The organism is Ruegeria sp. D6 (assembly GCF_056534365.1).
The window spans coordinates 1-23,010 of record NZ_JBQFPH010000001.1; the positions used below are offsets into that span (position 1 = coordinate 1).

At 57.7% G+C, this 23,010-nt stretch carries 24 protein-coding genes and 1 tRNA gene; 16 read left to right on the top strand and 9 right to left on the bottom strand.

The features are described from left to right. The 8 genes from ACR0A1_RS00005 to ACR0A1_RS00040 all read left to right on the top strand — a co-directional run. A partial coding sequence (locus ACR0A1_RS00005; protein ID WP_480865743.1) for a hypothetical protein occupies positions 1-188 on the top strand: 188 nt, incomplete at its 5' end. 613 nt (positions 189-801) lie between these two features. Then, positions 802-2,004: a 3-oxoadipyl-CoA thiolase gene (pcaF, locus tag ACR0A1_RS00010; RefSeq protein ID WP_170404698.1), complete on the top strand. Its 1,203-nt coding sequence runs from the start codon at positions 802-804 to the stop codon at positions 2,002-2,004. Between the two features lie 15 nt (positions 2,005-2,019). Continuing rightward, on the top strand, positions 2,020-3,012 hold the full coding sequence (gene paaA / locus ACR0A1_RS00015; RefSeq protein ID WP_170397736.1) for a 1,2-phenylacetyl-CoA epoxidase subunit PaaA: 993 nt from the start codon (positions 2,020-2,022) through the stop codon (positions 3,010-3,012). A 23-nt stretch (positions 3,013-3,035) separates the two neighbouring features. Next, positions 3,036-3,320, top strand: a complete 285-nt coding sequence (gene paaB / locus ACR0A1_RS00020) for a 1,2-phenylacetyl-CoA epoxidase subunit PaaB (protein ID WP_170404692.1) — start codon at positions 3,036-3,038, stop codon at positions 3,318-3,320. Beyond that, the gene (gene paaC, locus ACR0A1_RS00025; protein ID WP_170397730.1) at positions 3,320-4,087 is read left to right on the top strand and encodes a 1,2-phenylacetyl-CoA epoxidase subunit PaaC; all 768 of its coding nucleotides are present in this window, start codon (positions 3,320-3,322) and stop codon (positions 4,085-4,087) included. Before paaB ends, paaC begins: the two co-directional genes overlap by 1 nt. A 6-nt stretch (positions 4,088-4,093) precedes the next feature. Then, on the top strand, positions 4,094-4,552 hold the full coding sequence (gene paaD, locus ACR0A1_RS00030; protein WP_170404686.1) for a 1,2-phenylacetyl-CoA epoxidase subunit PaaD: 459 nt from the start codon (positions 4,094-4,096) through the stop codon (positions 4,550-4,552). 14 nt (positions 4,553-4,566) lie between these two features. Further along, positions 4,567-5,640, top strand: coding sequence for a 2Fe-2S iron-sulfur cluster-binding protein (locus ACR0A1_RS00035; protein WP_170647370.1), 1,074 nt, complete (start codon positions 4,567-4,569; stop codon positions 5,638-5,640). A gap of 12 nt (positions 5,641-5,652) precedes the next feature. Beyond that, positions 5,653-6,411 (top strand): Phenylacetic acid catabolic protein, encoded by a 759-nt coding sequence (locus ACR0A1_RS00040; protein ID WP_170647372.1) that lies wholly within the window; start codon positions 5,653-5,655, stop codon positions 6,409-6,411. A gap of 3 nt (positions 6,412-6,414) precedes the next feature. Here ACR0A1_RS00040 and ACR0A1_RS00045 read toward each other — a convergent pair whose 3' ends face one another. The 5 genes from ACR0A1_RS00045 to paaG all read right to left on the bottom strand — a co-directional run bounded on the left by ACR0A1_RS00045 (position 6,415) and on the right by paaG (position 9,857). Beyond that, a complete protein-coding gene (locus ACR0A1_RS00045) occupies positions 6,415-6,630 on the bottom strand; it encodes a hypothetical protein (protein WP_170596871.1) in 216 nt (71 codons plus the stop codon). Between the two features lie 69 nt (positions 6,631-6,699). Continuing rightward, positions 6,700-7,296, bottom strand: a complete 597-nt coding sequence (locus ACR0A1_RS00050) for a TetR/AcrR family transcriptional regulator (RefSeq protein ID WP_170397716.1) — start codon at positions 7,294-7,296, stop codon at positions 6,700-6,702. 22 nt (positions 7,297-7,318) lie between these two features. Then, positions 7,319-8,626, bottom strand: coding sequence for a phenylacetate--CoA ligase PaaK (paaK, locus tag ACR0A1_RS00055; RefSeq protein ID WP_170397713.1), 1,308 nt, complete (start codon positions 8,624-8,626; stop codon positions 7,319-7,321). Between the two features lie 15 nt (positions 8,627-8,641). Beyond that, positions 8,642-9,070 carry a hydroxyphenylacetyl-CoA thioesterase PaaI gene (gene paaI / locus ACR0A1_RS00060; protein WP_170397710.1) on the bottom strand — a complete coding sequence of 143 codons (429 nt, stop codon included), beginning with the start codon at positions 9,068-9,070 and terminating at the stop codon, positions 8,642-8,644. Between the two features lies 1 nt (position 9,071). Continuing rightward, positions 9,072-9,857, bottom strand: a complete 786-nt coding sequence (paaG, locus tag ACR0A1_RS00065) for a 2-(1,2-epoxy-1,2-dihydrophenyl)acetyl-CoA isomerase PaaG (RefSeq protein WP_223118251.1) — start codon at positions 9,855-9,857, stop codon at positions 9,072-9,074. A gap of 200 nt (positions 9,858-10,057) precedes the next feature. Here paaG and ACR0A1_RS00070 point away from each other — a divergent pair, with 200 nt between their 5' ends. The 8 genes from ACR0A1_RS00070 to ACR0A1_RS00105 all read left to right on the top strand — a co-directional run bounded on the left by ACR0A1_RS00070 (position 10,058) and on the right by ACR0A1_RS00105 (position 19,654). Further along, positions 10,058-11,077 (top strand): TRAP transporter substrate-binding protein, encoded by a 1,020-nt coding sequence (locus ACR0A1_RS00070; RefSeq protein WP_170397704.1) that lies wholly within the window; start codon positions 10,058-10,060, stop codon positions 11,075-11,077. A gap of 54 nt (positions 11,078-11,131) precedes the next feature. Further along, positions 11,132-11,635, top strand: coding sequence for a TRAP transporter small permease (locus tag ACR0A1_RS00075; RefSeq protein WP_223117615.1), 504 nt, complete (start codon positions 11,132-11,134; stop codon positions 11,633-11,635). Beyond that, complete coding sequence (locus ACR0A1_RS00080) at positions 11,635-12,987, top strand: TRAP transporter large permease (RefSeq protein ID WP_480865747.1); 1,353 nt, start codon at positions 11,635-11,637, stop codon at positions 12,985-12,987. The genes ACR0A1_RS00075 and ACR0A1_RS00080 overlap by 1 nt, the downstream gene beginning before the upstream one ends. A gap of 27 nt (positions 12,988-13,014) precedes the next feature. Beyond that, positions 13,015-15,039, top strand: a complete 2,025-nt coding sequence (gene paaZ / locus ACR0A1_RS00085) for a phenylacetic acid degradation bifunctional protein PaaZ (protein ID WP_480865749.1) — start codon at positions 13,015-13,017, stop codon at positions 15,037-15,039. 52 nt (positions 15,040-15,091) lie between these two features. Then, entirely contained in the window at positions 15,092-15,895 is an 804-nt protein-coding gene (locus ACR0A1_RS00090; RefSeq protein ID WP_480865751.1) for a PaaX family transcriptional regulator C-terminal domain-containing protein, read from the top strand. A gap of 202 nt (positions 15,896-16,097) precedes the next feature. Then, a complete protein-coding gene (locus ACR0A1_RS00095; RefSeq protein WP_480865753.1) occupies positions 16,098-17,069 on the top strand; it encodes an alpha/beta fold hydrolase in 972 nt (323 codons plus the stop codon). A gap of 82 nt (positions 17,070-17,151) precedes the next feature. Further along, a tRNA-Met gene (locus tag ACR0A1_RS00100) sits at positions 17,152-17,228 on the top strand. Between the two features lie 332 nt (positions 17,229-17,560). Next, positions 17,561-19,654 (top strand): 3-hydroxyacyl-CoA dehydrogenase NAD-binding domain-containing protein, encoded by a 2,094-nt coding sequence (locus tag ACR0A1_RS00105; protein WP_480865755.1) that lies wholly within the window; start codon positions 17,561-17,563, stop codon positions 19,652-19,654. A gap of 153 nt (positions 19,655-19,807) precedes the next feature. Here the strand turns inward: ACR0A1_RS00105 and rpe are convergent, their stop codons facing one another. The 4 genes from rpe to ACR0A1_RS00125 all read right to left on the bottom strand — a co-directional run bounded on the left by rpe (position 19,808) and on the right by ACR0A1_RS00125 (position 23,010). After that, on the bottom strand, positions 19,808-20,497 hold the full coding sequence (gene rpe / locus ACR0A1_RS00110) for a ribulose-phosphate 3-epimerase (protein WP_170663931.1): 690 nt from the start codon (positions 20,495-20,497) through the stop codon (positions 19,808-19,810). A 125-nt stretch (positions 20,498-20,622) separates the two neighbouring features. Continuing rightward, on the bottom strand, positions 20,623-21,099 hold the full coding sequence (locus tag ACR0A1_RS00115) for a class I SAM-dependent methyltransferase (RefSeq protein WP_170397683.1): 477 nt from the start codon (positions 21,097-21,099) through the stop codon (positions 20,623-20,625). Positions 21,100-21,118: 19 nt separating this feature from the next. Then, positions 21,119-21,871 (bottom strand): polysaccharide deacetylase family protein, encoded by a 753-nt coding sequence (locus tag ACR0A1_RS00120; protein ID WP_480865757.1) that lies wholly within the window; start codon positions 21,869-21,871, stop codon positions 21,119-21,121. After that, positions 21,868-23,010, bottom strand: coding sequence for a glycosyltransferase family protein (locus ACR0A1_RS00125; protein ID WP_480865759.1), 1,143 nt, complete (start codon positions 23,008-23,010; stop codon positions 21,868-21,870). Before ACR0A1_RS00125 ends, ACR0A1_RS00120 begins: the two co-directional genes overlap by 4 nt.

The window sequence follows — 23,010 nt, forward strand, 5'->3', positions numbered from 1 at the left end:
CAAATCCTGCTCCCGCAACCAACTTTAGAAAATCCCAGAGCAGCCCGCGCAGACTACAATTGATCACCCCGATCAATCGCTTAACGATCAAACCTCGTCAGGCTCATAACCTGAAACTCAGAGGTTCAAATCCTACTCCCGCAAACAAAAAACACCGTGCAACATCAGATGTTTACGCACCGCCCTAGGGCGGTTTTGTTCATTCTGGGACGCCCCCAAAGTAAGCAAATCCGCAAGTTCCCCAACAAGTTTAATCGCATACTTCCGTTCTTCGGGGACCTACTGGGTCTCCGACAGAAGGCAGCGGATGATCGTCATCACCTCGGCTTTTGTGTATAGATCATTCAACGCTTCTTTTCAAAGTTAACTTGATGATTGGCGATGACTGGAGGCAGCTGTTGGGACGAAAGCGGTTAAGTGTCATTCATTAAACGCTATAGGTCAAAACCAGCCAATCCGGTGCGATGTCTGCTGCAGATACTGACGTTTACTGGAACTCCAATCTGAGAATGGCAACCTTTCAAACTGCCTATTCGAAGCGGTCTAAGTACGCTTTCGATTTGTCAAATTTTGTGTTGAAGGAACCCTTATCAAAGGTCTGAGACGGTATTGGCGCAGGTGGTAAGCCGGCAGAGACTACACTTCACACGACCAAGTTACTCGCAGCGAGTCAATGCGTTACGGAAAAATCAAGAAAACGTAGTTGAAGTAACATAATGCTTGCTGCGAATCGATGAGAGGCTTATTAACCGACCTATCGGTCACTTAATGATGTGAATTCAAATTCGGAGTAATCGACCTATGGACGCCTTTATCTGCGACGCCCAGCGCACCCCGATCGGACGATATGGTGGTGGACTTAGCCAGGTGCGCACAGATGATCTTGCCGCCCTGCCAATCGCTTCGCTTGTCGCGCGTAACCCACAGGTGGATTGGTCCAGTCTGGACGACGTGATTTATGGCGATGCGAACCAAGCCGGTGAAAGCAACCGCAATGTGGCGCGGATGGCGGCGTTGCTGGCAGGGCTGCCTGTGGATGTACCGGGAACGACAATCAATCGGCTCTGCGCGTCTGGCATGGATGCGGTGGGCATGGCTGCGCGCGCCATCAAGGCTGGGGATTATGACATGGCGATCGCGGGTGGGGTCGAAAGCATGTCGCGTGCGCCATTTGTGATGCCCAAGGCAACATCCGCCTTTACTCGTGCCAATGCCGTTTACGACACCACGATCGGCTGGCGCTTTGTGAACCCGAAAATGGAAAAGGAATTTGGTATCGACTCGATGCCCGAAACAGCGGATAACGTAGCGGAAGCTTATGGTATCAGTCGCTCCGATCAGGACGCGTTTGCCGAACGCAGCCAGGCCCGCTGGGCCGCGGCGCACCAGACCGGGGTGTTTCAGGAGGAGATCACCCCGGTCACAATCCCACAGCGCAAAGGTGACCCGGTGGTGGTCGATACGGACGAGCATCCACGTCCGGGGACTACAGCAGAGAAACTGTCTGGCCTAAAGGGCATCAACGGGGTGGACAAGACTGTGACCGCTGGAAACGCCTCGGGTGTTAACGACGGCGCGGCGGCGATCCTGATGGCAAATGAATCTGCTGCGGCAAAGAACGACCTGACCCCGATTGCCCGTGTGGTTGGCATGTCCGTTGCTGGAGTGGAGCCGCGCGTGATGGGCATCGGCCCGGTTCCAGCCAGCCGTAAGGTGCTTGCACGGGCCGGGCTCAGCATCGATCAGATGGATGTGATAGAATTGAACGAGGCGTTTGCCTCGCAGGGCCTAGCCACGCTGCGCGAACTCGGGGTGCCTGATGATGCGCCGCATGTGAACCCAAATGGCGGGGCAATCGCAATTGGCCACCCGCTTGGAATGAGCGGTGCGCGGCTAGTGATGACTGCTGCCTATCAACTGCGCCGCACCGGAGGCCGCTACGCGCTCTGTACCATGTGTGTCGGGGTAGGGCAGGGTGCCGCACTTATTCTTGAACGTGTGTAAGGGAGGAGACCTCACATGTACGCTCAGATGATTAAAACAGCCGGATCCGGCGTGAAATCCCGCGAGGAGATGACCGAGCAGGAACGCGCGTTTCAGGACAAGATCGACGCCGATATCAAGATCGAGCCCAAGGATTGGATGCCCGACGACTATCGCGCGACACTGATCCGTCAAATTGGCCAGCACGCACATTCTGAAATCGTAGGCCAGCTGCCCGAAGGAAACTGGATCACCCGAGCGCCAACGCTGGAGCGCAAGGCGATCCTGCTGGCCAAGGTGCAGGATGAGGCCGGGCATGGGCTGTATCTCTATTGCGCGGCAGAAACGCTGGGTGTCAGCCGGGATGAGATCACCGAGATGCTGCTGGACGGGCGCATGAAATACTCGTCGATCTTTAACTATCCGACCCTGAACTGGGCTGATATCGGCGCGGTCGGATGGCTGGTCGATGGCGCTGCGATCATGAACCAGGTTCCGCTGCAGCGGACGTCCTTCGGACCATACTCGCGCGCAATGATCCGCATCTGCAAAGAAGAGAGCTTTCACCAGCGCCAGGGCTATGATGCGATCCGCAAGATGGCAGAGGGTACGCCAGAGCAGCGTAAGATGGCGCAGGATGCAATAAATCGACTGTGGTACCCGTCGCTGATGATGTTCGGGCCGTCGGACAAGGAAAGCGTGCATTCGGCGCAATCCATGGCGTGGAAGATCAAGATCAACACCAATGACGAGCTGCGCCAGAAATTCGTGGATCAGACCGTGCCTCAGGCCGAATATCTGGGTCTGAGTATCCCTGACCCGGACCTGAAATGGAACGAAGAACGGGGCCATTATGATTACACCGACCCGGACTGGTCCGAGTTTTTCGATGTGATCAAGGGCAACGGCCCCTGCAATGTCGACCGGCTGGCCGCGCGTAACAAGGCGTGGGACGACGGTAAATGGGTTCGCGACGGGCTGCTGGCTCATGCCCGCAAGAAACGCGCCGCAAATCTGGCTGCAGAATAAGACTGCCCTGAGGAGGATACCAAATGAACAACGAATGGCCCCTGTGGGAAATCTTCATCCGCGGACAACATGGCATGAGCCACCGCCATGTTGGGTCGTTACACGCCCCGGACGCGGAAATGGCGATCAAGAACGCGCGCGATGTCTACACGCGCCGCAACGAAGGCGTTTCGATCTGGGTGGTTGAGGCCAACAACATCTCGGCCTCATCGCCCAGCGACAAAGGTCCGCTGTACGAGCCCAGCGAAAGCAAAGTGTACCGCCATCCAACCTTCTTCGATATTCCCGAAGAAGTGGGGGCGATGTAATGAGTGTTCCGGTTTCCAATGACGCTTTGCTGCAGTTTCTGCTGCGGATGGGGGACAATACCCTGATCCTCGGCCATCGCGTCAGCGAATGGTGCGGCCATGCGCCTGTGCTGGAGGAAGACATCGCGCTGGCCAATACCGCGCTGGACTTGATCGGTCAGACTCAGATGTGGCTGGGTCTTGCGGGTGAGATCGACGGCGGCAAATCCGCCGATGATCTGGCCTTTCTGCGCGACGCCTGGGATTTCCGCAATGTGCTGCTGGTCGAAGTGCCGAACGGCGACTTCGGCCGCACGCTGATGCGTCAGTTCCTGTTCGATGCGTGGCATTCGATCATGCTGGGGCGTCTGATGACATCCTCTGACGACCGGGTCGCGGCGATTGCCGCCAAGGCCAGCAAAGAGGTCACCTACCACCTCGAACGCTCGGGCGACACGGTTGTGGGCCTCGGCGACGGGACCGAGGAAAGTCATGCCCGCATGCAAGAGGCGCTGGACTATCTCTGGCCATATGTCGGCGAGATGTTTGCCAGTGACGATGTTGATGCAGAAATGGTTGCGGCGAGGATTGCCCCGAACCCGGCAGATCTGCGCGCAGAATATGACGCTCTGATCGAGCGTGTGCTGTCCGAGGCGACACTAACCATTCCCGAAAGCCGCTTTGCCCATAAGGGCGGTCGCGACGGTCGCATGCATACCGAGCATCTGGGCCATCTTCTGACACAGATGCAGTGGCTGCAGCGCGCCTATCCCGGCGCAAAGTGGTAAGGATCAATGCGGGCTTCAACGGATCAGGTTTGGGAATGGCTGGACGCTGTACCAGACCCTGAGATTCCGGTGATCTCGGTCGTCGATCTGGGCATCGTACGCGATGTGCGATGGGATGAAGACACTCTGACGGTTACCGTCACGCCGACCTATTCAGGCTGCCCGGCGACCTCGGTCATCAGCATGGATATCGAAACTGCGCTGCGTGATCATGGAATCGACGATCTGCGGATCGAGACAAGTATCGCACCGGCTTGGACCACCGATTGGCTCAGCGACAAGGGCCGTGCTCGGCTCGAGGATTACGGCATCGCCCCGCCGCAGCCTGCAGGTGGACCTGAACGCTGCCCACATTGCGGTAGCAAGGCGGTTGAAAAGGTCAGCCAGTTTGGCTCGACCCCTTGCAAGGCCCATTGGCGCTGCACCGACTGCCTGGAACCTTTTGACTATTTCAAGTGCATCTGAGGGAGGATCACCGGATGGCACGCTTTCATGATCTGGAAGTTACCGATGTTCACAAAACCATCCGCGATGCGGTGGTCGTGACGTTGAAACCTGTAAACGGTTCAGCCGATGAATTCGACTTTACCCAAGGCCAGTACCTGACCTTCCGCCGCGATTTCGACGGGGAAGAACTGCGCCGGTCCTATTCGATCTGCGCGGGCAAGGATGAGGGCATTCTGCAGGTGGGGATCAAGCGCGTGGATGGCGGCGCATTCTCGACCTGGGCCAACTCCGATCTAAAGGTGGGCGATACGGTGCAGGCGATGCCGCCGATGGGCAGCTTTTACACCGCAATCGATCCCTCCGCCGAAAAGCATTATCTGGGCTTTGCGGGTGGGTCGGGCATCACGCCGGTTCTCTCGATCCTGAAGACGACGCTCGCCCGAGAAACACATTCGCGGTTCACATTGGTTTATGCCAACAAGGGCGTGAACACGATCATGTTCCGAGAGGAGCTTGAGGACCTCAAGAACCTCTATATGGGGCGTTTGAACGTGATCCATATTCTGGAAACAGACGCGCAGGAAATCGAGCTTTTTACCGGTCTGGTCACGCAGGACAAATGTGCCGAACTTTTTGAACACTGGATCGATATTCAGAACGTCGACACGGCTTTTATCTGCGGCCCCGAGCCGATGATGCTGGGCATTGCCTCAGCCCTGCGGGCGCATGGGCTGAACGACGGGCAGATCAAGTTTGAACTCTTCGCCAGCGCTCAACCCGGTCGGGTCAAGCGCAAAGTGAGCGGGGCGGACACGGCATCTCAGGACAACCAGACCAAAACATCAATCACCATGGACGGGGCAACGCAAACGATCACCATGCCGAAGGATCAATCGATTCTCGATGCCGCGTTGGAGAATGCGATGGACGCGCCTTATGCCTGTAAGGCCGGGGTCTGTTCAACCTGCCGCTGCCGAGTGCTTGAAGGCGAGGTCGAGATGGTCGCCAATCACGCATTGGAAGACTACGAAGTCGAGAAAGGATACGTCCTGAGCTGTCAGGCCTATCCGATGACCGACACCGTTGTCGTGGACTACGATCAGTAGACGGAGGGAATGATGGCTGAAGACATGACAATCGAGAGCTATTTGGCAGCGGGTGGTGTCCTGAGTAATCCAACCAACGTGCCTCCGCGCTATCGTGCAGAGCTCATGAAACTGATGGCGACCTTCGTGGACAGCGAACTGGCCGGCGCAGCGGGCTTTGCCGACATCATAAATCTGGGCCCGGGCATTAAGGAACGCATCGCGGCGGCCAAGATTGTGCTGGAAAAGACCGACAACGCAGATCGTGTCCTGAAAATCATGGGCGAGTTCGGAGCCAATACTGACCGCTATGCAAATCACCATCCCTGGACCACACGTCTGGATCGTGATGCGGATATCGGGGCTACGCGGTCCGAACACGACATGCGCCTTGCTGTATTCAACTATCCGATCGAAGGATGGGAAGATGCCGTGGTTATGAACCTGCTGATGAGCCAGGCGGTTGACGTCCAACTCGCCCAGTTTTCGCAGATATCCTATCAGCCTCTGGCCGAGGCCTTCCGCGGGATTTCCCCGATCGAGGCGCGCCATGGGGAGCTTGCGCTTGAGGGTGCGGGCAAGCTGATCGAACAGGGAAAGGCTGCAGAAATGCAAGCGTCGGTCGACTATTGGTGGCCCCGGGTCGCGGCAAGTTTTGGGGCAGGCACAGCCGAGAAAACCGAAACGCTCCGCAAGCTGGGGCTGCGGCAATTAACCGGGATTGAGATGAAAGATCAGTGGACAGTAAAAGCGACCGAACAGATCGAAAAGCTGGGACTTAAAGTACCCTAGCTTTCAAAGTTGGCGTTTACGGCTCAGCAACCCATACTTCACGGCCAATCCGCGAAGCGTGCGACGCTTTCGCCGATCTTTCTTCAATGACTGCTGGGCTTTAGCACCACATTTCCGATTGAACTCAAAAACGTCAATCACCCGCTCGGCGCAGCCACAGGCTTCGCCCAGACCTACTTTGGCGAAATAGAATTTATCGAAACGATCAGGGCGTTGCATGGGTAACCTCCGCCCTTATTGAACCTCATCCTGACCGAAGAGCCAAATCAACTCTGTGCCAACAAGGGTTCAAAGGCCATCAACACCTGATAATGTCAGATTGCTTACCAACGCGGCGTAATCGCTGCGCGCGTTGGCATCCGCCCCGGCATTCCACATGTAGAACCAGTTCAACATTCCGAAAACGGACATGGTCGTGGCTCGAAGCTTGGCCGCATCATCCTTAAAAGTTGCAGGCGAGATGCTGGCGATGATGTCGCTGACGAACACCACCAGATCCCGCTGATAGCCACGCAGCAGATTCTGCTGCTCTTCGGGCAATGCGGACATGCCGCTGGTTTGCACGCGATGCTCATCATCCACGCCTTGATAGGCCAGTAGGATTTCCCGCACCACCCGTTTCAAGCGATCCGCGGGTTCCATCCCGTCAAGGTCCAAGCCGCAAACCTGGTCACGCAATTGCAGCAGGTAACTGTCGAGAATATCAAACAGAATGGCGTCCTTGCTGTCGTAGTAATGATAGATATTGGCCTTGGATATCCCGCACTCCCGCGCCAGCTGAGACATTGACGCCCGATCAAATCCTTCCTGCGCGAAGACGCGGGCGGCGCATTTCAGGATACGTGTTCGTTTATGGTCGTGGTCTTTTGCTATCGTGCGCGCCAAATCCTGACCCTCCGTCTGTCGCTTAGCTGTCCCGATTGTCAATCACGCGCCGGGCCTTGCCCTGTGAGCGTTCAACCTCGCCCGGCTCGCCTATATCGATCTCGGTCGAGATGCCAACCACCTCTTTAATCCGACGAGATAGCATCCGAGCAGCGGCGGTTTTGCTCAGCTCATCGGCTGCATCTGGCGTTGCTTCGACATGCACGCGCATCGCGTCCATCCGGCCAGCTTTATAAAGTTCGATCTGGTAGTAGGGCGCCAGACCGCCGGTTGCCAGAACCTGCTCCTCGATCTGACTGGGGAAGACGTTGACACCCCGCAGAATGATCATGTCATCCGAGCGGCCCGTGATCTTTTCCATCCGACGCATCGACCGCGCCGTGCCGGGCAAAAGCCGCGTCAGGTCACGGGTGCGATAGCGGATCATCGGAAGACCTTCTTTGGTCAGCGTGGTAAAGACCAGTTCACCAATCTCACCATCAGGCATGACCTCGCCGGTCTGCGGGTCGATGATTTCGGGGTAGAAGTGGTCTTCCCAGATCACGGGCCCATCTTTGGTTTCGACGCACTCATTGGCGACGCCCGGTCCCATGATCTCGGACAGGCCATAGATATCGACGGCATGCATATCGAAAGCCTGTTCAACCTCGGAGCGCATCGAATCCGTCCAAGGTTCAGCGCCAAAGACGCCGACAGCCAAGGAACTTTCGCGCGGATCGAGTCCAATCTTGTGATACTGCTCAAGAATGTTCAGCATATAGGATGGTGTTACCATAATCCCGTCTGGTTTGAAGTCGGTGATCAGATCAACCTGCTTGCCGGTCTGTCCACCGCTCATCGGGACGACCGTGGCCCCCAGACGTTCGATTCCATAATGCGCGCCCAGGCCGCCGGTGAACAGGCCATAACCATAGGCGTTGTGCACCATGTCGCCCCGGCGCAAACCGCTGGCACGCAATGACCGCGCCACCAGATCCGCCCAGTTGTCTATGTCGCCTTGCGTATACCCCACGACGGTTGGCTTACCCGTGGTTCCCGACGAGGCATGAACACGAATGATCTGCTCACGCGGGACTGCAAACAGACCAAAGGGATAGTTTTCCCTCAGATCGTTTTTGTAGGTAAACGGAAACCGTGCCAGATCACTGAGGGACTGAAGGTCGTCAGGATGCACACCGGCCTCATCAAACCGCTGCCGGTACATAGGCACGTTGTCATAAGCATGGCGCAGCGACCATTTCAGCCGATCCAACTGTAGGTTGCGGATTTCATCAATCGAGGCGATCTCGATCGGATCAAGATCCGCCTTGTTCGGAGTAAGATCCTTCATGCCATCCCCCTCATCTCAGGTCTCGTCAAACACCGGGCCTTTGACCGCGCGGGAAAAGCCCCGAAATTCTGCGATCTTTTGTCCGGCTTGGTTGGTTATGGATACGTCATAGATGCCGCTGCGCCCTGTCAGGCTCAGTTCCGTTGCGCGGGCCGTCAGCAGATCACCGGATCGCGCGGGCGCGACGTAGCTGATCACATTGTGCTGGGCGACTGTGGACTGGTTGCGACTATTGCAGGCAAAGGCAAAGGCGCTGTCGGCCAACATGAATGTCACGCCGCCATGGCAGATCCCGTGCCCGTTGCAGTGATGGTCAGCCACCTGCAACGCCAGCGTCGCAGCGCCTTCATCCATCTCGACCAGTTCCATGCCTGCCCATTTCGAGGCATTGTCCCGCCCCCACATGGCAGCAGCGGCTTTCTGGGCGCGTTCCTTCGGCGTCATCTCATTCTCCCCGAAATACTGGCGCGCGCTTTTCCAGAAACGCAGTAACGCCCTCGGCATAGTCGACGCTTTCGCCGCAGGTTTTCATTGCGTCCGCCTCAATCTCGAGATGATCGGTCAGGGTATTCGTGGCAGCCGCCTGTATCGTCTGTTTCGTCAGGCCAAGTCCCAGCGTTGGACCATTGGCGAACTGTTCCGTTAGCGCGCGCGCCTCGGTCATTAGTTCAGCGTCTGGAATTGCTTTCCAGATCAGCCCCCAATCCGCAGCCTGCTTTGCTGGCAGGGGTTGCCCAGTCAGGGCCAGCCCTTTGGCTCGGGCTTCACCCAGCAAACGTGGCAGATGCCAACTGCCGCCGGTATCAGGTATCAGGCCCACTTTGGAAAATGATTGGATAAACTTGGCAGAGTCAGCGGCAAGTACCACATCACAAGCCAGGGCTAGATTCGCACCCGCCCCGGCGGCAACGCCATTGACGGCGCAGACAACAGGTAATTCCAAAGACCTGATCAGGCGGACCAAAGGTGCGTAGAACGTGCGAACCGTATAGCCCAAATCCGGCGGACCCTCCATCGTGGCAGGGTTTCGATCGCCCAAATCCTGCCCTGCGCAGAACCCGCGCCCCGCGCCGGTTAACAGCACCGATCGGGCACCACCGTCACGCGCGGCCTCAAGTGCAGCGCGCAGGGCATAGTGCATCTCATCAGTGAAACTGTTCAGGCGATCAGGGCGATTGAGTGTAATTTCAACCCATTGACCCATATTCTGCGAAATAATCGTGTCGGACATGCCCGGTTCGCTTTTCATAAGTTACAACAAACTTCTTGCATAAACCGAACGGTTGGTCAATAAATTCTATAGCCGTTTGTGACTCGGCGATCGGAAATGCACTTTGGCCAGCGGGCGGAACAGCATTTCTCGTCGTTGATAGTTACAAAACGTACCATTAACACATTCACGACTTGCGATTTTGAGGAGGAGACCCGGTCATGAAATTCACCAAGCTCACCACATTGTTGGCGTCTGCAACCTTGGCGGTGTCCGGCACCATTGCTTTTGCGGCTGACTACACCTTGACAATTTCCAGCTGGGCCCCACCCACCCACGGCATCAACGCAAAGATGTGGCCCAAATTCGTCGAAATGGTAGAGGAGGCCACTGACGGGCAGGTCACCGCAGAGCTTAAGCTGGGTATCGCTCCACCGCCTGCGCAGATGGACCTGATTATGGATGGCGCGGCCGATGCCTCGATTATCTTTCACGGCTATCAACCGGGACGCTTCGTCACCACCAAGCTGATCGAACTGCCTGGTTACGAAGGCTCGGCCGAGGACGCTTCGGTTGCCTACTGGCGCGCCTACGACAAGTACTTGAAAGCTGCTGACGAGCATCGTGGTGTCAAAGTCATCGCCTTGCACACGCATGGACCCGCGCAGCTGCATTCCAGCGCGCCAGTAACCACTCTGGATGAGGTTTCGGGCCTGAAAGTACGTATCCCGGGTGGCGTTGGCGGAGACGTTGGTGCGGCGCTTGGCGCGACCGGCATTCAGGTGCCCGCTCCGAAAGTCTATGAAACACTGGCATCGAAAGCCGCTGACGGCGTGGTCATGCCACTGGAATCGCGCAAGGGTTTCAAGCTGACCGAGGTTGCGCAGAACGTCTATGAGATGCCCGGTGGCCTCTATCGTGGTTCGTTTGCATTCATCATGAACGAAGACACCTTCGCAGATCTGCCACCCGAGCTGCAGACGGCGCTGGAAGAAAACGTATTCGGTGAACCGCTGAGCCGTGAGATCGGCAAAATCTGGGATGAGATCGACGCCACTGGACGTGAGGCAACCGAGGCGGCAGAAGGCAATGCCATCAACGCTGCCACTGACGCGGATATGGAGAAGTTCTCGGCCATCGCCGAAGACATCCGCGGCAAGGTCATCGCCGAGGTTGACGCAACAGGAGTCGACGCACAGGCCGCATATGACATGATCAAATCGGAAATGTCCTCGAACTGATCCGACTGCAGGGCGGCTCTTGCGCCGCCCTGACTTACCCTGCGCGAGTTTCCCATGACCCCTATTATTCAGCTTGTGCGCCGTGCCAGCGCCCTTCCCGTGATCGTGGCCTGCATTGCACTGTTTATCCTGATGGTAATGACCTTTTGCGACGTGATCCTGCGTTCGGTCTTCAATGCGCCCATTGAGGCCGCCACCGAGCTGACGCGCATTCTGATGGCAATTCTGGTGTTTTCTGTCCTCCCGATCGTCTCCACCACCAATGGCCATATCGCGGTCGATCTGACAGACGGGTTCTTCCACCGTCTGCATCTGTCGCGTGCGCGGGACGTTGTGATCTATGTGGTCAGCGGCATCATGCTGTTCTGGCCGGTCCAGCGCGTTTGGGTCCTGGCCGAGCGTGCGCGGGATTATGGGGATGTAACCGAATATCTTTCAATCCCCACCTACCTGATCGGCTGGTTCATTACCCTGTCTGTTGCCATCACTGCACTGGTGATGATCGCCACTGGGCTGCTAAGGGCCTTCGCCCCAAATACACTGTCGGAGCCTATGTAATGACCGCAGCGCTAATCGGATTTGCGATTGTATTGATCTTGGTGCTGGTGCGCCTTCCTATCGTCTTTGCCATGGGTCTGGTCGGCACATTGGGATTTGCCTATGAGCGTGGCGGCTCAATCTTTGATGAGCGCGGGATGAAGGCTGCCATGTCCATGGTGGGCCGACAGATCACCGACACTGCGCAGGACTATGGTCTGTCGGTTGTACCGCTGTTCATCCTGATGGGCCTGTTCGTGAACAAGGGCGGCATGGCGCGCGAGCTTTACGCGGTGTCCAACGCCTTTCTTGGCCACATGCGCGGTGGTATTGCCATGGCAACGGTTGCGGCCTGTGGCGGATTTTCGGCTATCTGCGGATCGTCGCTGGCAACCGCCGCCACGATGTCAAAGGTCGCGATGCCGCAGATGCGGCGTTACGGCTATTCCGATGAACTCTCGACCGCCTCGATTGCCGCCGGTGGTACGCTTGGCATTCTGATCCCTCCATCGGTCATTCTGGTCATCTACGGGTTGCTGACCGAGACCTCGATCGGGAAACTGTTCATGGCGGGCATCATCCCTGGCATCCTCGGCATTCTGTTCTACCTCTTCGCCGTGCGCTGGACCGTCTGGCGCAACCCCGAGGCCGGCCCAGCCGGAGAGCGTGCCACATGGTCCGAACGCATCAGTGCGCTGGGTTCGGTTTGGGCGGTGCTGTTGTTGTTCTTCCTAGTGATTGGCGGGCTTTATGGAGCCTTCGATTTTGAGCCCCTAAACCTGACATTCTCACCCACCGAGGCCGCAGGTATGGGGGCCGCTGGGGCCTTTCTGATTGCACTCTTTCGTGGGGGTCTCACGGTTGGCTCGACATTCGAGGTGCTGAAAGAGACCTGCTTTACCGCGTCTGCCTTGTTCGCGGTGTTGATTGGTGCGCAGATATTCTCAAATTTCATCAATCTGGCCGGTTTGCCCGAAGCCCTGATCGCGATGGTGACCGCCTATGATGTGGCTCCGTTTGTCGTGATCCTGATGATCCTTGGTATCTACATCATTCTGGGTTGCGTCTTCGAATCTCTCTCGATGCTGTTGCTGACGGTTCCGATCTTCTTCCCGTTGGTCACGTCTCTGGGCTATGACCCAATCTGGTTTGGCATCGTCGTCGTGGTTGTCACCGAAATCTCGCTGATCACTCCACCCGTAGGCCTGAACGTCTTCATTCTGAAAGGCGTGGTGGGTGACGTCTCGACCGGCACCATATTTCGTGGCGTCACTCCGTTCTGGATCGCCGATATCTTCCGCCTCGCGCTGATCGTGCTGGTGCCCATCGTGGTGCTGTATCTGCCGCAGCAAATGGGCGCTTTGGGACACTAGTCCCACCGCATCAAACAGGAGAACACCATGTCCCTGCATCAGATTTCCAGCTTCGCCGCTGGTACTTGGGTCGCGCCCGGTGAAGGCGCGCGCACCATCGCATCCGCCATCACCGGCGCACCGTTTGCCAGCGCTGGCAATGCCGCGCTCGACGTACAGGCGATGCTTGACTATGCGCGTAATACCGGTGGCCCCACGCTGCGCAAGTTAACGTTCCATGATCGTGCTCGGATGCTCAAGGCGCTGGCGCAAGAGCTTTCGGCGCATAAACAAGCCCTTTACGACCTGAGTTTCGAAACCGGAGCTACGCAGAAGGACCACCTGATCGATATCGATGGTGGCATCGGCACGATGTTTGTCTTTGCCTCTAAGGGTAGACGCGAGATGCCGGATGCGCAGGTTTATCTGGACGGCGAAATCGAGCAGTTGTCACGCAATGGCACCTTTTTGGGGCAGCATATCTGCACGCCCCTGCAAGGGGTCGCGGTTCATATCAACGCCTTCAACTTCCCGGTCTGGGGGATGCTGGAAAAGCTGGCCCCGACGCTGCTGGCTGGCGTGCCTGCAATCGTCAAGCCGGCTACCAACAGTTGCTACGTCACCGAACTGGCAGTGCGGATCATGCTGGATAGCGGCATCCTGCCTGCCGGTGCGCTACAGCTGGTCTCGGGCGGGTTGGGCGACATGCTCGATCACTTGGATTGTCAGGATGTGGTCAGCTTCACAGGCTCGGCGAACACCGCGTTGAAGCTGCGGCAGACGCCTGCGATCTTGCAGAACTCGGTCCGGTTTGTGGCCGAGCAGGACAGCTTGAACGCTTCCATCCTCGGGCCCGATGCCACGCCCGGTACGCCCGAATTTGACCTGTTCGTCAAGGAAGTCTCGCGCGAGATGACCACAAAGGCGGGCCAGAAATGCACTGCGATCCGACGCATCATCGCGCCCCAGCTGCAGGTCGACGCCATAATTGCCGCGCTGTCTGACCGATTGGCAAATATCACCATCGGCGACCCCCGTTCCGACACCACTCACATGGGCGCGCTGGTGTCGAACGGGCAGAAAGCCGACGTTCTGGAAAAGGCAGCTCTGATCGGGCAAGAGGCTGAACGGGTTTATGGCAACCCCGACGCGTTCGACCTGCACGGCCCTGAAACCGGCGCATTCGTTCCCCCGATGCTGTTTTACTGTGCTGACCCCGACAAAGCGCAGCGCGTGCACGATACCGAGGCCTTCGGCCCAGTTTCGACCCTCATGGGCTACCGCGATCTGGATCATGCGGTGGCACTTGCCAATCGCGGGCAGGGGTCTCTGGTCACGTCGCTGATCACTCACGACACAAAGGTCGCGCACAACGTAGTGATGGGGGCCGCAGCCTATAACGGGCGGATTTACATCAACGACCGCGACTCGATGGCTGAATCGACCGGCCACGGATCTCCGTTGCCCCATATGGTGCATGGAGGGCCGGGCCGTGCGGGCGGTGGTGAGGAAATGGGCGGCGTGCGCGGTGTGAAACACTATATGCAGCGCACGGCCATTCAGGGCTCCCCGCGCATACTCAGTGGTATCAGCACCAAATGGGTGCCAGGAGCGCCCGAAATCCAAGGTCCGGCCCATCCCTTCACCCGTAAATTTGGTGAGTTGCAGGTCGGAGAGACGCTGCACACAGCCTCGCGAACCATCACGCTGGAGGATATCGAACACTTCGCCAATTTCACCGGCGATACCTTTTATGCGCATATGGACGAGGACGCGGCGGCGCGGAACCCGTTCTTCCCCGGTCGTGTGGCGCATGGTTATTTGTTGCTCAGCTTTGCGGCTGGTCTGTTTGTCGAGCCGAACGAGGGGCCGGTGCTGGCCAATACCGGGCTGGACGGGCTGCGGTTCATGAAGCCCGTTGTTGCTGGCGACAGCATCAAGGTGCGCCTGACGGCAAAGCAGAAAACCCCACGCAATGACGACTATGGTGAGGTTCGCTGGCACGTGTCCCTGACCAATCAAGATGACGAACCGGTCGCAGAATACGAGCTTCTGACCATGAACGCCCGCTGACCCGCTGTACTACCTGTTTTTCTTATTGGGCCTAATGGGTTAAACTGGGTCCATGACCGAAAAGACCTCGTGGTTCGAAACGGCTGTGGCCGAACTGGCGGACCCGCAAGACCAGCGGGTCTGGTCGATTATCGTCTCGCTGTTTGGTGACATGGCACAAGAGCCCGGCGCGCAAATCTCGGGCGGTGTTCTGACCCGGATAATTGAGCCGATGGGCATCAAACCCGAAGCGATCCGCGTCGCTCTGCACCGGCTGCGCAAGGATGGTTGGATCGAGAGTGACCGGATTGGACGCGTCTCGCGCCATGTCCTCTCGGAATTCGGCCGGACGCAATCCGCCGCCGTCACGCCGCGCATATATGCGCGCGGTCCTTCGCCCATTGAAAATTGGCATCTTCTAATCGCCGAGGATGGATCGGGCACACAAGTGCTTGAAGACGTGATGCTCAGCGATGACTATATCCCTATTGGGCGCAACGTAGCGATGGGTGCGGGTCCCGTACCAGATCAGTCGGACGGTTTGCTGGCCTTGGACATCTCTCCGCACGCAGCCCCCAAATGGGTGCAGGATCGGTTGTGTCCACCTGAATTGCGTGCCTCTTGCAAGGCTCTTCTGGGCGCGGTCGAACGCGCCGCGAAGTCCCGTCCCGAAGGCTGGGCGCCTACACCCTTGCAGAGCGCAACACTGCGCACCCTACTGGTGCATCGGTGGCGGCGCGTCGTGCTACGCCAGCCGGACTTACCTTTGGCTTTTTATCCTGTGGATTGGGCTGGTCCGGCTTGTCGCGATAGCGTGTTCGGGCTGCTTGATCTGCTGCCACGACCCTCAGCTGATGTGTTGAGCGGTACGAGTTGACCGCTGAGCGGTCTGTTCAACCATATTATCAGTGCGGCGCACATACCGGGTGCTGGGAGCTTTTCTGACCAAGTCATACCAATTTACACACCATTAATTAGGTTGCGGTTATCTGCCTGCCAATTCAGCCGTTCAGAAAACGCATGGTGCAATCGGGCTCCGGGCAATACCATCGCCTGTGCAAACCTGCCGGAGAACCGTGATGTCGATTTTGCTAACGATTGTCTTGTTGCTGATGTCCCTTTTGCTGGGGATGCACATCTGGACTCGCCGCCTAACGCGGCAGGGCACCGAAATGGTGCCGCAACTGGGGCGGATCGTGCCCGTTCACGGTGGCAGCATTCACTATGTCGAAAAAGGCGACCCTTCCAACCCGACAATTGTCATGATCCATGGCCTATCAGGCCAATTGCAGCATTTTACGTATGCGTTAGTGGATGATCTTGCTCAGGATTATCACGTTCTCGCGGTTGACCGTCCGGGCTGTGGCTATTCCACGCGCGATGCTGCCCAGTTGGCGGAATTGCCCGAACAAGCCCGCATGATCCACGAGTTTCTGGAAATAAAGACCGTCGATCAAGCCACACTGGTCGGTCATTCTCTAGGTGGCGCCGTGTCTCTTGCGATGGCACTGGATTATCCGGACAATACGGCGGCGTTGGCGCTTCTGGCCCCCTTGACACAACAAATGCCGGAACCGCCCGCCGTTTTCAAACCACTTGAAATCCGTACCGAGTGGCTGCGCAACCTTATTGGCAATACAATCGCCGTCCCGATGGCCCGAAAAACCGCACCTCTCGTGCTGAAAGACGTCTTCGCACCCGAGCCCGCGCCCTCAGACTTCCTGAACCGTGCTGGGGGTGCCCTTGGTCTTCGCCCCTCGGCCTTTATCACCGCCTCACAGGATGTTGTTGGGGTAGAGGCCAGCATGGGTGCCCTGACTTCACGCTATAACGATCTGCGCGTGCCCGGAGGCATCCTGTTCGGCACAGAGGACCCGATCCTGTCCGCCGAGCTACACGGTGCTACAATGACGAAATTCGGCCTAACCTTTGAGGTCATGGAACACCGGGGTCACATGATACTCATCACAGAACCCGAAATCTGCGCGCATTTCATCCGCCAGATCGCCGAGAATTCCCGCACCCGGCTGGCAGAGCAGGACGCGCATTGAATAACGCAATAAAGAATCTCGGCAGGCACGCTTTTCCCTCTTGACCCTCCCCGGCCCCTCGCTTAAATCGCCTCTCACTCGTGGCGGAGTAGCTCAGTTGGTTAGAGCAGCGGAATCATAATCCGCGTGTCGGGGGTTCAAGTCCCTCCTCCGCTACCAGAACTTCCCAAACAAATACTGCGGCCCTGTTAGCTGGGTTTCAATTTGGATCGCGCCCTCGGGTTCCGTGCGAGTTCAGACCAAACGCTGCAGTTCTTTGCGCTTCGTCGGTCTGAGGCCGCGAAGCGAGTTCTACCGCAACGTAAAAGGTTGGTTCCGGGCATGAACCGCGTGATTATGGTACTAAATCCGAGAAAATCAAATAAACCGAACGATCGGTCGAAAATGTAGTTGAATACGAACGCAGACCGGGCCAGTCTTTGATCGCGCCGTGTCCGGGGATTCCCCGATTTACTACCGGCATCGCATTTCGTCTGAGGAGGCAGGATCATATGACCCAAGTCATCGGGTATGAGAAAGTGGGCGATATCGCCGTTTTGTCGGCTGAGAACCCACCCGTTAACGCGCTGGGCGTGGATGTGCGCCGGGGTTTGTTGTCTGCGATCGAACGTGCCGAAACAGAGGGCGCGCGCGCGGTTTTGATCTATGGTGAGGGTCGGACTTATTTTGCAGGCGCAGATATTCGCGAGTTTGGCAAGCCGCCACAGGACCCGTGGCTACCCGCACTTTGTGATCGGATTGAGGCGTCGCCCTTGCTGGTGGTTTCTGCGTTGCATGGAACCGCGCTTGGTGGTGGGCTTGAGGTTGCCTTATCCTGTCATTATCGCGTTGCCGTGCCGTCTGCGAAGGTGGGGTTGCCCGAGGTTAATCTTGGTATCATTCCTGGCGCTGGAGGCACCCAGCGCTTGCCGCGTGTTGCCGGAGTCGAGGCTGCATTGGACATGATCACGACGGGGCGGCACGTCCGAGCTCCAGAAGCGCTTGAGATGGGTGTGCTGGACAAAGTTCAGGATGGTGACCCGCGCGAGATCGGCCTGGCCTATGTCAGAGAGCTGCTTGCAAACGATGCCCCTCGGCGTCCGGTTTGCGATATGGCCCGACCCGCTCCAATCCATTTTGATGCGGCCTATGACGCGGTGCTGAAGAAGGGCCGGGGCCAACTGTCGCCTGCGATTGCGGTGCGGGCAATCCAAGCCAGTTGCGAGGCCAAGGACTTTGCTTCTGGTTTGGCGCACGAACGGGAATTGTTCATGGACCTGATGGCCTCAGACCAGCGCAAAGGTTTGATCCACGCATTCTTTGCGGAACGTGCGGTCGCAAAACTGCCCGAGTTGAATGGGATCGAGCCGCGGGATCTGCATCAGGTTGGCGTCATCGGCGGGGGCACGATGGGCGCCGGGATCGCCACCTCGGTTCTGCTGGCGGGTCTTCCTGTCGTGCTGCTTGAGATGTCACACGAGGCAGCGCAGTCCGCAAAAGACCGGATCGCGGCAAATCTGGATGGCGCCGTAAAGCGCGGTAAGCTGAGCCAGGATAAGCATGATGATATTCAGCAGAACCGGCTGACGCTGGCCACGGACTATGCCGCGCTCAGTGGCGTTGATCTGGTGATCGAAGCCGTGTTCGAAGATATGGCGGTCAAGAAACAGGTTTTTGCGCAGCTGGATGCGGTCTGTAAAAGCGGTGCGGTATTGGCGACCAATACCTCATACCTTGATATCAACGAAATTGCCGGATCGACCGAAAGGTCCCGGGATGTCATCGGGTTGCATTTCTTCTCCCCAGCACATGTGATGAAACTGCTTGAGATCGTGGTGGCAGATGATACCGCGCCAGAAGTTGTGGCAACGGGTTTCGCGTTGGGCAAAAGGTTGGGAAAGGTGGCCGTTCGGGCCGGTGTGTGCGACGGGTTCATCGGCAATCGGATTTTGGGCACATACCGAGCCTGCGCCGATCACATGGTGCTGGATGGGGCGAGCCCGTTCCAGATCGATGCTGCGCTGACCGGGTTTGGATTTGCGATGGGCCCCTATGCGGTGTCAGACTTGGCCGGATTGGACATCGGCTGGGCGGCACGCAAGCGGAAACGGACTGCGGGTCAGGACCCGCGCGTTCGCGACAGCTTCTACGCCGACAAACTGTGCGAGGCCGGGCATTTCGGCCAGAAAACCGGCAAGGGCTATTACATTTATGAAAAAGGCAAGCGGGGCGGAGAGCCGAACCCCGAGGTGACATCATTGATCGAAGCCGAGCGTGCGGCCCAGAACATAACTCCGCGCGCGTTCACGAATGAGGAGATCATACGTCGCTATATGGTTGCGATGGTGAATGAGGCGGCGAAGGTGGTAGGTGACGGCATCGCGCGTAGACCGCTGGATGTAGACGTCACGCTGCTCTATGGCTACGGATTTCCGCGCTACTGGGGTGGGCCGCTGAAATGGGCAGATTTGCAAGGTTTGCCGGGCGTATTGAACGATATCCGCAAGTGGGCTGAAGAAGATGCCTATTTCTGGCAACCTGCACCCCTGCTTGAACAACTGGTGGCCGAGAACCGCTGCTTTGATGATCTCAACAAAGGTGCCTGAAGTCTCGGGGCAAAGGCTCCCGCGCCTGCGCAACATTGGCTGCGCCAATATTGTTAGCCGCCTTGGGCCCGGCATCGCGCAAAGCGCGATGCCGGGCCCAACAGGAGGAGGCGTTTCGTAAGAAACGTCGACGACTGGCGGGAGGGTTTGTTGTTAACCCAGTGCACCTTCGGCAGCAGTCCGCACAGCGCGAATATTGTCGCCATAGACCGACTGGTTTGAAACTGACCCGCCTTTAAAAACTGCTGATCCGGCGACCAACACGTCAGCGCCTGCAGCGGCCACCAGAGGCGCTGTTTTGGGATCAACACCGCCGTCGATTTCGATATGCACCGGTCGGTCGCCGATCATCTCGCGCAAACGTTGCACTTTTGCGGTCATGTCGATGAATTTCTGCCCCCCGAAGCCAGGGTTGACGGTCATGACGCACACCAGATCAGTCAGGTCCAACAGATGTTCGACGGCCTCGGCGGGCGTCCCGGGATTCAACGCGATCCCTGCTTTCATTCCCGCAGCGCGTATCGCCTGCAGCGTGCGGTGCGAATGCGGCCCCGCTTCGACATGCGCGGTCAGCACATCAGCGCCCGCATCGGCATAGGCTTGAATATAAGGATCGACCGGAGTGATCATCAAATGCACATCCATGACGGTCTTAACATGTGGGCGAAACGCTTTGACCGCTGGGGGACCAAAAGTGAGGTTTGGGACAAAGTGGCCGTCCATCACGTCCACATGAACCCAATCCGCCCCTTGAGCTTCGATGGCCTGAATCTCCTGTCCGAAATTTGCGAAATCGGCTGACAGGATCGAGGGAGCGATCTTGATGGAACGGTCAAAGCTCATGACTGGCCTCATGTGGGTGTGCTGTTGCGGTGGCGTATACCCTCGACTCGCGTCAATGCATAGGCCTGACTGCGGTGAATCTGATCGATAGATTCAATATACAATCCCGCCAGTTCAAAGCCTGCTCAGGCGCGATAGAAAAGATATCGATCGGGCGCGATGGTCTCGGGGCCTTCAATCTGAGCAAAACCCGTCAACGGTTGCCCTGAAATCAACAACCCACCGGGTCGCATGACCTGTTTGATCAGAGGGCTGAGGCGCGCCGCTTCCGCAACATCTTCGGACTTGATCCCGCGGCCGAAATCGTAGTGCGCCAGCGCGATTGTTTGGCCTGCGTCCGCTAGTTTACGCAACATCGGCTCGGCCTCACCCTGCAGGAAATCCTGTGCCGGTGGCGTGCTGTCGGGATGACACTGCAAGACGCGATCCATCACCCATATACGCCGAGAGGGCAGGATTTCACGCAGATGATCATAGGTACGTCCGTTACCTAGCCCCAGGTCCAGAACGTCCCCTTCCATGGTGCCGATCTGTGCGGCGGCCCAGTTTAGCCCGTCGCGTTGCGCCGTCAGGCGGCGCAGCATGGAATCCAGTCGGCTCATTCGGGCTCTCCTTGCGAGTTCAGTTACGTGGTGCGGTCCAGGGTGTGCCCGGTCCATCAAGCAGCCTGTGCAACAGATCCTGTGTAAACGTCCAGATGTCCTGATCATGGACCAGATGATGCGTCAACACCCCAAATGCTTCGGCATTGTCAGCGCGACCGGTGCGTCGGTCATGCAGCAGCTCAACTGTCTGTGCGATCAGTCTGTCAGGGTCGATTAAACCGCGCGTCCCGCGCCAGTCGATTGGATCGAGATGTGTGTTTACCTGCGCGAGGCCGGGCGCCGCGAGCGGTATCTTTCGGGGGGTCGCCGTCGACAGTATCCGATAGCCCAGCCCGTGAAGCTGCATGGCGACTTTGGAGTCGATCCGATTCCACGGGGGCACAAACATCGGACGCAAGTTGTCACCGAACAAACCTCGCAGCCGGGACAATCCAGCCTCGGCATCTGCAACTACCGCTTCAAGGGGCCGGTGCAGGCGAAATTCGGCTTTCTTCTCGTCCGCAGGCGCGTGGTTCTGATGCGCCCAGCCATGCACAACCGGGATCAAAACAGACTGATCTGACACATACTCTGCAAGTGCCGTCTGCGCCTCACGCGGGATTACCGCCAGATGGACTGGCAGGCCGAGCTCGTCTGACATGGCCGATAGCTTTTCTATCTGTGGTGTCACTGCAACTGCATCGTCATCACGCCACCACAAGGGCAGGGTCAATCCTGCATCCTGCCAGCGCCGCAACTCTGACTGCAAGGGGCGCCAATCAGGCCTCATCGGCTGGCCTCGTACAAGCTCACTGCAATTTCCACCGACCGGCGTGCACCATCAAACCCGTTGGTCATAGGGAGGCGTTCAGCACCCGAAATGACATGCTCAAGCGCATTCGCCAGTGAGTCCGCGTTCAGGTCAGAACTGTTAAGCACCTTGATCCCGTTCAACTGAGACAGAGATCTCGCGCGCAAAGTCTGTTCAACCTCTTTTCCATCATCGAACGGTATCAGAACCGCCGGGGTACCGCTTTGCAGCAGGTCCATGGCGGTGTTGTAACCGCACATGCTGACCGAAGCGGCGGCAAGCGGTAGCATTTGGCGAAAATCAGGGCGGACGGATTCAAGAAGAACCGAGGTACTCTGGGTCATTTGCGAAAGCTCGGAAATCCGCGCTTTTGCATCCTGCCCGCCCACCAACAATCGCCAGCGCCTGTTGGGCATCTTTTGGGCGGCCTCGATGGCCGCTCGAAAGATCGGCTGGCCGACCGACCCGCCACCCGCGCTGACCAATATCTCGCCTTGGCCTATGCCATCTGGATGGCTTGGCGCAGCACTTGGGGCGACGAAACCGGTGTAATGAAGGCGCGATGCCAGTTGAGCCGAGACAGGCCAACTGACCTCCAGCTCGGTGATCTTGGGGTCGGAATGGACCAGAACACCGTCGTAAAACTCTGCGATAACCTCATCCGTTTGGGTTACTTTTGCAGACTTCGATGGCGGTGCAAGAATGTCACGGATCGAACCCAGGATGATGGGCGGCTGAGGTAGGTTCCGCGCGGCTTCCAACGCAGAACGGAATTCTGCGGCCAAGGAGCGCCGCCCGAACGGATAAAGCTCGGTGATCAATATTTGTGGCCCAAAGCTGCGGACCGCCTGCGTCAGAGCGTTGGTGCGCGCAGCGAAATAGGCCGGGTCAGCAACAGTACCACTCTGATCAAGCAGGCGGGTGAAATCGGTGCCGTCAGACCGCAGCGGCGGTAAGTTCAGAAATGACAACCCACGTGTGTCAAGCTGTGGCGCAGGCATTCCGCCCGAGACCATAAACACTTCATGGTCCTGTTCGGCGAATGCGCGCCCCAATGTGAGGGCTCGGCTCAGATGCCCGGTGCCCAACAGATGGGTAACAACGATCATCACCTTCAT